At 39.3% G+C, this 7,493-nt stretch carries 10 protein-coding genes and 1 pseudogene; 6 read left to right on the top strand and 5 right to left on the bottom strand.

Annotated elements, in window-relative coordinates; translation table 11 throughout:
- Nucleotides 1-250: 250 nt before the first annotated feature.
- Nucleotides 251-310 (bottom strand): annotated as a pseudogene (locus I2I04_RS23710) (four-helix bundle copper-binding protein); the annotation flags it as partial.
- Nucleotides 311-401: 91 nt separating this feature from the next.
- Here I2I04_RS23710 and I2I04_RS22805 point away from each other — a divergent pair.
- The 4 genes from I2I04_RS22805 to dcm all read left to right on the top strand — a co-directional run bounded on the left by I2I04_RS22805 (nucleotide 402) and on the right by dcm (nucleotide 2,626).
- A complete protein-coding gene (locus tag I2I04_RS22805; protein ID WP_138294210.1) occupies nucleotides 402-1,379 on the top strand; it encodes a replication initiation protein in 978 nt (325 codons plus the stop codon).
- A 12-nt stretch (nucleotides 1,380-1,391) separates the two neighbouring features.
- Nucleotides 1,392-1,583, top strand: coding sequence for a hypothetical protein (locus I2I04_RS22800; RefSeq protein ID WP_008782581.1), 192 nt, complete (start codon nucleotides 1,392-1,394; stop codon nucleotides 1,581-1,583).
- Between the two features lie 102 nt (nucleotides 1,584-1,685).
- A complete protein-coding gene (locus tag I2I04_RS22795) occupies nucleotides 1,686-2,207 on the top strand; it encodes a BfmA/BtgA family mobilization protein (protein WP_008782582.1) in 522 nt (173 codons plus the stop codon).
- Entirely contained in the window at nucleotides 2,207-2,626 is a 420-nt protein-coding gene (dcm, locus tag I2I04_RS22790; RefSeq protein ID WP_008782583.1) for a DNA (cytosine-5-)-methyltransferase, read from the top strand. The genes I2I04_RS22795 and dcm overlap by 1 nt, the downstream gene beginning before the upstream one ends.
- A gap of 120 nt (nucleotides 2,627-2,746) precedes the next feature.
- Here the strand turns inward: dcm and I2I04_RS22785 are convergent, their stop codons facing one another.
- From I2I04_RS22785 to btgA, 4 genes are all read right to left on the bottom strand, one after another.
- On the bottom strand, nucleotides 2,747-3,580 hold the full coding sequence (locus tag I2I04_RS22785) for a hypothetical protein (RefSeq protein WP_032951959.1): 834 nt from the start codon (nucleotides 3,578-3,580) through the stop codon (nucleotides 2,747-2,749).
- A gap of 31 nt (nucleotides 3,581-3,611) precedes the next feature.
- Nucleotides 3,612-4,628: a DUF6998 domain-containing protein gene (locus I2I04_RS22780; RefSeq protein WP_008782585.1), complete on the bottom strand. Its 1,017-nt coding sequence runs from the start codon at nucleotides 4,626-4,628 to the stop codon at nucleotides 3,612-3,614.
- 173 nt (nucleotides 4,629-4,801) lie between these two features.
- Complete coding sequence (btgB, locus tag I2I04_RS22775) at nucleotides 4,802-5,680, bottom strand: mobilization protein BtgB (protein WP_008782579.1); 879 nt, start codon at nucleotides 5,678-5,680, stop codon at nucleotides 4,802-4,804.
- Entirely contained in the window at nucleotides 5,677-6,282 is a 606-nt protein-coding gene (btgA, locus tag I2I04_RS22770; RefSeq protein WP_008782580.1) for a mobilization protein BtgA, read from the bottom strand. The genes btgB and btgA overlap by 4 nt, the downstream gene beginning before the upstream one ends.
- A 392-nt stretch (nucleotides 6,283-6,674) precedes the next feature.
- Between btgA and I2I04_RS22765 the strand changes: the two genes are divergently transcribed.
- Entirely contained in the window at nucleotides 6,675-7,022 is a 348-nt protein-coding gene (locus I2I04_RS22765) for a type II toxin-antitoxin system RelE/ParE family toxin (RefSeq protein ID WP_008669299.1), read from the top strand.
- 5 nt (nucleotides 7,023-7,027) lie between these two features.
- Entirely contained in the window at nucleotides 7,028-7,342 is a 315-nt protein-coding gene (locus I2I04_RS22760) for a helix-turn-helix domain-containing protein (protein WP_007851388.1), read from the top strand.
- Nucleotides 7,343-7,493: the final 151 nt, after the last annotated feature.

The raw sequence follows: 7,493 nt of genomic DNA, 5'->3' as shown, positions 1-7,493 counted from the left end.
TAAAGTCACATTTATACAAAATTTAACACGCCAGAAAATCTTCCTAATCCGTTGCACTTGGCTTTACCTGTTTCCACTCTCTCCCATTCTCCGGAAATTCGTCGTATCAAAAAACACGCTGAAAAGTGGAGCGAAGCGACCTCTATAAACCAAAAAAGAAACACTCCATTGCTTTACGGTAATTTTTAGTTTCTTTTTAGTTACTTTTATGGCATAGCATAACACATTGTGCTATAATATCTTACAAAGGTCATCTACGACAAATTTCCGAGCATCTACGACAAATTTCCGAGCATCTACGACAAATTTCCGAAAAAAACGGCTATCTACGACAAATATTCTACGTCAAATATTTGTTTTTGTCGTAGATAAATATTTCCTTTGCGAAAAGCATTAAAGTCATGGAGAAGAAAGACAAGAAACAGAGGGATATAGTCCTGTCGCAAGACAATGCGCTGACTACCGCACGCTACAAGTTCGACCTTATCGAAAAACGTGCCCTATACTCCATTATACGAAATATCCGGGCGCAATACATCGAGAACGAGAACGGCAGACGGGACTTATTCGATGATCTGATTATCACCATACACGAGGAAGAACTAAAAAAATGCGGTGACAATACCAAGATGCAAAACATCTACGATGCGCTAAAACGGCTTAGAAATCGCGATATAGAAATTAACAACGAAAAGATGTGGCTAAGTATCGGTTTTGTCAATTACGTCAAGCATATCAAAAATAAATCGTATTTTGAGGTGCAAGTTTCCAAAGAGGTACTACCCTATTACGTGGAACTCGCCCAAAACTTCACGAGTTACTCCATGACGGTAGCAATCGCACTCAAAAGCACATTCTCGCAAAGGTTTTACGAACTGTGCTGCCAATACCGAAACGCCGGGTTCTTCTTCTACACAGTCGAAAAGCTCCGGGAAATGTTCATGTTGGAAAAGAAATACAAACGGGGATGCGATTTCAAAAGGCGTGTACTTGACGATCCGCAAAAGGAACTCCGGGAGTTGTACAATGCCGGACAATGCGATTTATATTTCGAGTTCGAACCAAAGAGCTACAAAGGCAAGGAAGTGACCGAATACAAATTTTACGTTTACACAAGGCAAACCGAACAACAAAAGCTATTGGAATACGAAAGCGCCAAACAGGCGATCATCTACATAACAACCACTATTTCGAGGTTCTCCAAAAGTGACAAAGGATATGTTAAGCGTGTAGTGAACGCCGTACAGTTACACCCGGAAATAGCCATACAGGTGGCGCAAAAGATACAAAAGAAGTTTGAGCAATATATAGACAAGCCAGCCAAACAGATAGGGGCTATCATCCGGGTTTGCTTAATGGAAGATTTTGGAATAGAATAAAAAAATACAAGTATGAAAACAGGTGATAAAGTTATCGTACCAGCCGAAATTAACGGCTATGGCAGGGATTTACGGGCAATGGTTACAGAGATAGAGAAGTTCGCCGGGGCAATATTCGTAACAGTGATATTCACTGAACCATGTCCGGAAGCCTGCGGAAGAAAAGGGGGCGTTTACCATGACTTCCAGCTAATAACAGAGTGATTTATTTTGCTATAACCGCAATAAATTGCAATAACATTTGCGATAAGCTGCAATAACAAAACTTATAACTACCTTTGCAACAGAATATAGCATTTTACAACAATGGAAAAAGGACAAGAAAGCAAGCAAAAGAGGAAAACACCGCTTACCACCATAGCGATAAGCCAAGAGTACGCCCAAAAATTAGATGAATATTTAAAGGGTACGGGCATAACCCGCAAAGAATTTGTTGAGTTGTCCGTTGATTATTTCCAAAGAACCGGGTTCGACCTCCGGGGTGAAGCATTTGACCTCTCCCCATTAGAAAAGGTTGCCGGGCGGCTGGAACAATCCGCAAAGATCATGGAACAACACAACGAGGAAACGGAAGCGGTGCGCCTGCTTCTCCAAACTGTCCGGGAACAGACCGCCAAGCAACTCCCTGCGCCGGAACTGATCGCCCATGCTGCCGAAGAAAAAGCAAAGGCAGAAGCCAAAAGCGAAGAACAAGAACGGGAGATTGCCCGGCTGCGCTCCGAAAACTCCGCTTTGCTAGAATACAAGGAAAAGGCACACCGGGAACTGTGCCGGGTACGTGACGAACAAAAAACAATAGGGAAAATAAAAGTAAACACCGAATTATAATGAAAGGAACTATTAAATTTATAGACCTCTTTGCTGGAATTGGTGGCATTCGATGTGGCTTAGAATTAGCCGCACACGAAGCTGGTTATAAAACAGAGTGTGTATTTACTTCTGAAATCAAGAAACATGCCATAAAGGTTTTAAAACAAAATCATCCTAACGAGTTAATAAACGGAGATATTACACAAGTTAATGAAAAAGAAATTCCAGATTTTGACATTTGTTGTGCAGGTTTTCCATGCCAATCTTTTTCCGGCGGCGGAAAAAGATTGGGCTTTACAGAAACACGTGGTACTTTGTTTTTTGATGTTGAAAGAATTTTAAAGAAAAAGGAACCTGCTGGTTTTATCCTCGAAAACGTTGAAGGACTTGTATCATTCATATTAACAAATCTTGCAACCAAAGATGAAAACCATTAACTGAGGCATATTGACCTACCATGTCTATGTAGTTAATCGCATACGACAAGTCCACTTCATAACCATAAAAATCTATTAAGTCTTGTATTAATTCTTCTGGGGTAATCATAATGTTACTTTTTATTCTAAAGAACGATTGTCCATAATCGCTTGAAGCATATTAGAACATTTTTCATATTCTTCTTTATGTTCAATTCTAAATTCGCTACATTCAATGGCTATATTTATCCACATTTCATTACCTCTTAGTTTAAGAAATTTTTCCCATTCTTTAGGCGAGAAGTAGGAATCTGGTAAATTATCAAATTCTTCCATAGATGAGAGAGAATATCCTTTGTGAGCTAAGAACATATCTTGGATAATCCAATTATGAAACATATCGTAATACTCTGTATATTGATTTACTTTTAGTTCATTGCGAGATAAGAAGGTTTTGATTAATGCAGCAGATTCAGAAATCCATTCACCTAAAATCATTCCATCTTCACAGAAACCTCTAGCTAAATCTTCTAATTCAGGTTTTATACATCCAATGTGGTTATTGCGTAAATAAAATAATTTTATTATATCAAGGGATGTGTATTGCTTCTCATCCTTATTTAGTTCCAAGAAACGTTCAATGTAACGTTCAAAGAAATGGGAAGAAAAAATCAGTAACACATTTGTCCCTTTAAGCGGATAAGCTGCCCATGTAGTTCCTCCATACCTAAAAGTAATGTAGGCATGAGGAATTACAACGTTAGCATCCTCTTTAGATTGTGCATAAAAGCTGAAGAACCATTTATTATTTTTCTTTGTAATAATCTCTGTATTCCATATCCATGGATAATATGTTTGCTTCAATCTCATTTTATTGAATTTGGGATTAAATTTAGTCCAGCGTGCATGGACTTCCTTGTAATCAGACTGAATTTCCTTTGCCAATTCGGTCAATGTCATTGTTGGTAAAATCATATTAACAAATATTTAGAATTGAGATTAATAATCACACAACCAAACATATTATAGCGAAGATAATGATTATAATTAGAATAATACGCATTTTATTGCTGTTTCCCTTAATATCAGAATTTGTGACTTCCACTTGAGAGTTATTTTGTTTATCCATGCAATTAAATGATACAAACTTCTCGCCAGTGTTTAACCAACTAATTTGGCTTGGTACTAAATTCTTTACTCCTTTTGTTGTATTAACAATCTTAAGATTGGCTGATTTAGGATTAATTATATTTTTCATTGGCATTATCCACATTCCAGAACATTCAAAGGCATGATTTAAAGTTACCACAATTAAATAATCTGCATTTTTGCCTATTAGATTGTTTATTCTTCTTGTTTCAGAAGTCCGTCTTTCACTATCATATACTCGCCTTGTTTTGATTTCAAAAGTTAATCCTCCTTGACCTATTGCATCCAGTCCCTTCTCATTCTTATTGCTAGATAATTTTAGGTTCAAGCGTTTACAAGCATAATATTCTCCAATATCCCCTACTACTTTACGGCTTCTAATAATCCCTTCTTTTTGTAAATTCAAGTAACTTTGAGCAAAATTTCTGATAGCGACTTGTTCTTTTTGAAGTAATTTTAATCGAGCTATATTCTGAGAAAATGAATGCACAGAAGAAGCGCCAATAATGTATTCTTCCGTATTAATTTTATTAGAAGGGATTTTTAATATGGATATAGGATTGTAATATATATCAAAATATACAACTACGAGATAGTCAAAATCTTGATATTTTAGATTAGAAATATGATGAGTAAGATTATTGTTAGATATAACTTTAGATTTAATTTGATATTTATAGCCTTTAGGACATACTCCATCGTATGCTTTTGTGGATTTACCAGCTAAACTTAGTTTAAAATACTTGGAGGCAATAAATTCTCCTATTTCTCCAGTAAAGCTATCTGTACGAATTATTCCTAAAGTGAAAAGTTTATCACTGCAATTGGCAAATTCTTTTAATAAAGTTTCTCTAACTGCTGTTTGCTTTTCCATGAATAAAATTTTATTGTTTTATTAATGGCTATAAAGGTAGAAATAAATAAAGTATTAGCAAATTTTGGATTCCGCTAATTGTTGTGCGATGGTCGCCCAGTTGGCTATGGGCATGGTCCATTTCTTACGTATGTTGCGGTAAGCGAGATAAACGGTGCCGGAAAATAGAAAAATCACATGCCCATTCCGAAACCTCTGCTCCTTTTTGGCTTCTTCAGGAGTTCCAGATCTTCCTCCTGCTGCTTCTTTTTGGGAATAGGCTGCTCGATGTCCGGCGTTTTTTCCACCTGCTGAATTTTCGACTTCTCCGGTTCCTGCCGGGATTGAAGCTCCGCTTTGAGATTGTCCCATTTCTCCTTTCTGATGCGTTCCGCACGTTCCACCTGCCGGGCTATTTCCGCCGGGCTTCCGTTCTTGACGGCATTAAGATAGTCGAAGCTTTCCTCCGGCTCCCGGTCAAACCCCATGCGCCGATCAAAAGAGCTTTCACACTTCCGGAAAAAATCCGTCCGGTCAAAACCTCCCTTCACGTTGCCGCAGTTCTTCTTTCCGGTGTGGTTCGTTTTAGGGCTTAACTTTTTGGTGTTGCTCCGGTCTTTCCGACTGACGATGATATGTGCGTGCATATCGCTGTCACTGTCACCGTCCCGATTGAAATGGATCTTTGCGTAATATTCCACATCATCGCTTCTCAAGCCTTTTCCGAAGCCCTCCGCATAGTTTCTCATCACGTCCTGCCGGATGTACCACTGCAAGGCTTCCGCACGCTCCTGCGGAGTCCTGCCCATGCAGCGCAGCTCTTTCTCTGAAGGGCTGACGGTAATAACATAGAACTTTGCGTCAGTCTGGCTTAACTTAGCCTTGTTGTTGTCTATCTTGAATGTGACCTCCCTTGAGCTCACGTAGTCCCGGAACTGGTTGAAGAACGGCTGCACCTCCTCCCCTTTCTTCATCCTCTCCAAATCCTCATGCTGGAGATAGTTCGTCACCGCAACACAACTGCCTGTATTGGCGTATGTGCCGTTACCGCCTCCCTGTATCTTCACGTTCATATCTTTTCCCTTTTGTTCTTCTCGTCCTTGTACAAGGCTTTTATATCATCGAAAAGCCCGGCTTTTCCTTTCGCATCGATGTAGCTTGCGATATAGGAGAAGATCTTCTCCTGCCTTTGCGTCACAGCGTCCAGCCTTGCATAAATGGCTTGTTGGTTCTTCAGAAGCATATCCCTCGACTGACCGACTGCCTTTTCCGTCCGGTCCAAAGCCTGCTCCCTTATCCCGGCAAGGCTTGCAAGATCACGCATGAATAGGTCATTGTCCTTTTGGTATTGGCTGAACTTTTTTTCCGTAAGTATCGAGTCCATACTCATGGTCACTCTCATGCTTGTACTGCCCATGGCTTCACAAGCCGGACGCAAGAAATCCTGCTCCTGCTTCCTGATGAACGCTATCACCTGATCACAGCGTTTGATAAGTTTCTGCATTTCCTTTGCCGGACTCTCATGCTCAACCGGGTTGATTCCGTACTTCTCGAAGTACTCCAGCGCACAGGAAAGGAAGTCTTTCTTTGATACATTATTGGACTTTGCCAGCCTGTCAAGCCGGGCAAACGTTTTTCGGTCAATGGTGACAGAAGTAGTGGTTTCCTTATCCATACAATTGCTGTTTTAATTGCTAATTATATTATTAAATCTCTGATTTACAAAGGTATGATTTTAACCACAATTTCAAACTAATTGCGGTTAAAAAACTTAAACGGCTGATATTCAGCCGTAACCCCGTAGGGCAAGAGGAAAAACAGGGCAAAGCCCGGTTTCCTCTTGCTGTTCTTTCGACTGCCGAGCAATCGAAAGAACACCCTCCCCTGCGGTACGGCGAAAGCTCGTACAAGGGGGACGGGGAGAAGTCGGAGCGAGGCACTAAGAAAGAACCTATTCCACAAACAAAAAAACACATTAAAACGGCACAACAGGCTGCATAAAATAAATATATTTTGTTTCCATATAATGAAACAAAATATTATCTTTGCAACACTAAAAAACTTTATATGGAAGCAAAATCAAGATTCAAGGTCAAATTATCCAACGAAGCCCAAGAGTTTTTAGACGGATTGCCCAACAAGGTACGTGAGAAGATCATTAGCAATATTCGTAAATCCACCTTTGTACTTGATCCAGATTTATTCAAGAAATTGGATGATACGGATATTTGGGAATTCAGAACGTTCTATAACAAAACCAAGTACAGGCTTCTTGCTTTTTGGGATAAGGACGATAAGATAAACACTCTGGTAATCGCAACACATGGGTTTATCAAGAAAACCCAAAAGACACCTCCCAAAGAAATAGCCAAAGCCGAAGAGATTAGAAAAGATTATTTTAATTCAAAAAGATAAAGCGTATGGAAGCAAAGAAATTTTATACACTCGAAGAAATCGAGGATAAATACATCGGAGAAAAAGGTACTCCCAAACGTGATGCCTACGAAGAAGAACTTAACTCTTTTTTGATAGGTGAAGCCATTAAACAGGCTCGCCAATCAAAGAACTTAACCCAAGAGGAATTAGGTAATCTGATAGGAGTGCAACGAGCTCAAATCTCCCGAATTGAAAACGGTAAGAATTTAACCTTTTCCACCATTGCAAGAGTTTTTAAGGCTATGGGGATAAGTGCTAAACTTGAAATCGGAAGCATGGGTAAAGTTGCGTTATGGTAACTAACTATACAACAAAAAATTACATTAAATCCGGGATGCGTTTTCGCTCCCGGAAACTTCTCGTTTTATACATTTAAAGTCACATTTATACAAAATTTAACACGCCAGAAAATCTTCCTAATCCGTTGCACTTGGCTTTACCTGTTTCCAC

This window comes from Bacteroides sp. 1001136B_160425_E2, from assembly GCF_015559655.1.
GTDB classification, from domain to species: domain Bacteria; phylum Bacteroidota; class Bacteroidia; order Bacteroidales; family Bacteroidaceae; genus Bacteroides; species Bacteroides luhongzhouii.
Note: the sequence above shows the minus strand (reverse complement) of the source record. Positions and strands in the feature narration are given on the sequence as shown.

What these genes read in the sequence shown, in the direction of transcription:
- I2I04_RS22805 (WP_138294210.1), top strand. Translation starts at nt 402, where the DNA reads ATGGAGAAGAAAGACAAGAAACAGAGGGATATAGTCCTGTCGCAAGAC.
- I2I04_RS22800 (WP_008782581.1), top strand. Translation starts at nt 1,392, where the DNA reads ATGAAAACAGGTGATAAAGTTATCGTACCAGCCGAAATTAACGGCTAT.
- I2I04_RS22795 (WP_008782582.1), top strand. Translation starts at nt 1,686, where the DNA reads ATGGAAAAAGGACAAGAAAGCAAGCAAAAGAGGAAAACACCGCTTACC.
- dcm (WP_008782583.1), top strand. Translation starts at nt 2,207, where the DNA reads ATGAAAGGAACTATTAAATTTATAGACCTCTTTGCTGGAATTGGTGGC.
- I2I04_RS22785 (WP_032951959.1), bottom strand. Translation starts at nt 3,580, where the DNA reads ATGATTTTACCAACAATGACATTGACCGAATTGGCAAAGGAAATTCAG.
- I2I04_RS22780 (WP_008782585.1), bottom strand. Translation starts at nt 4,628, where the DNA reads ATGGAAAAGCAAACAGCAGTTAGAGAAACTTTATTAAAAGAATTTGCC.
- btgB (WP_008782579.1), bottom strand. Translation starts at nt 5,680, where the DNA reads ATGAACGTGAAGATACAGGGAGGCGGTAACGGCACATACGCCAATACA.
- btgA (WP_008782580.1), bottom strand. Translation starts at nt 6,282, where the DNA reads ATGGATAAGGAAACCACTACTTCTGTCACCATTGACCGAAAAACGTTT.
- I2I04_RS22765 (WP_008669299.1), top strand. Translation starts at nt 6,675, where the DNA reads ATGGAAGCAAAATCAAGATTCAAGGTCAAATTATCCAACGAAGCCCAA.
- I2I04_RS22760 (WP_007851388.1), top strand. Translation starts at nt 7,028, where the DNA reads ATGGAAGCAAAGAAATTTTATACACTCGAAGAAATCGAGGATAAATAC.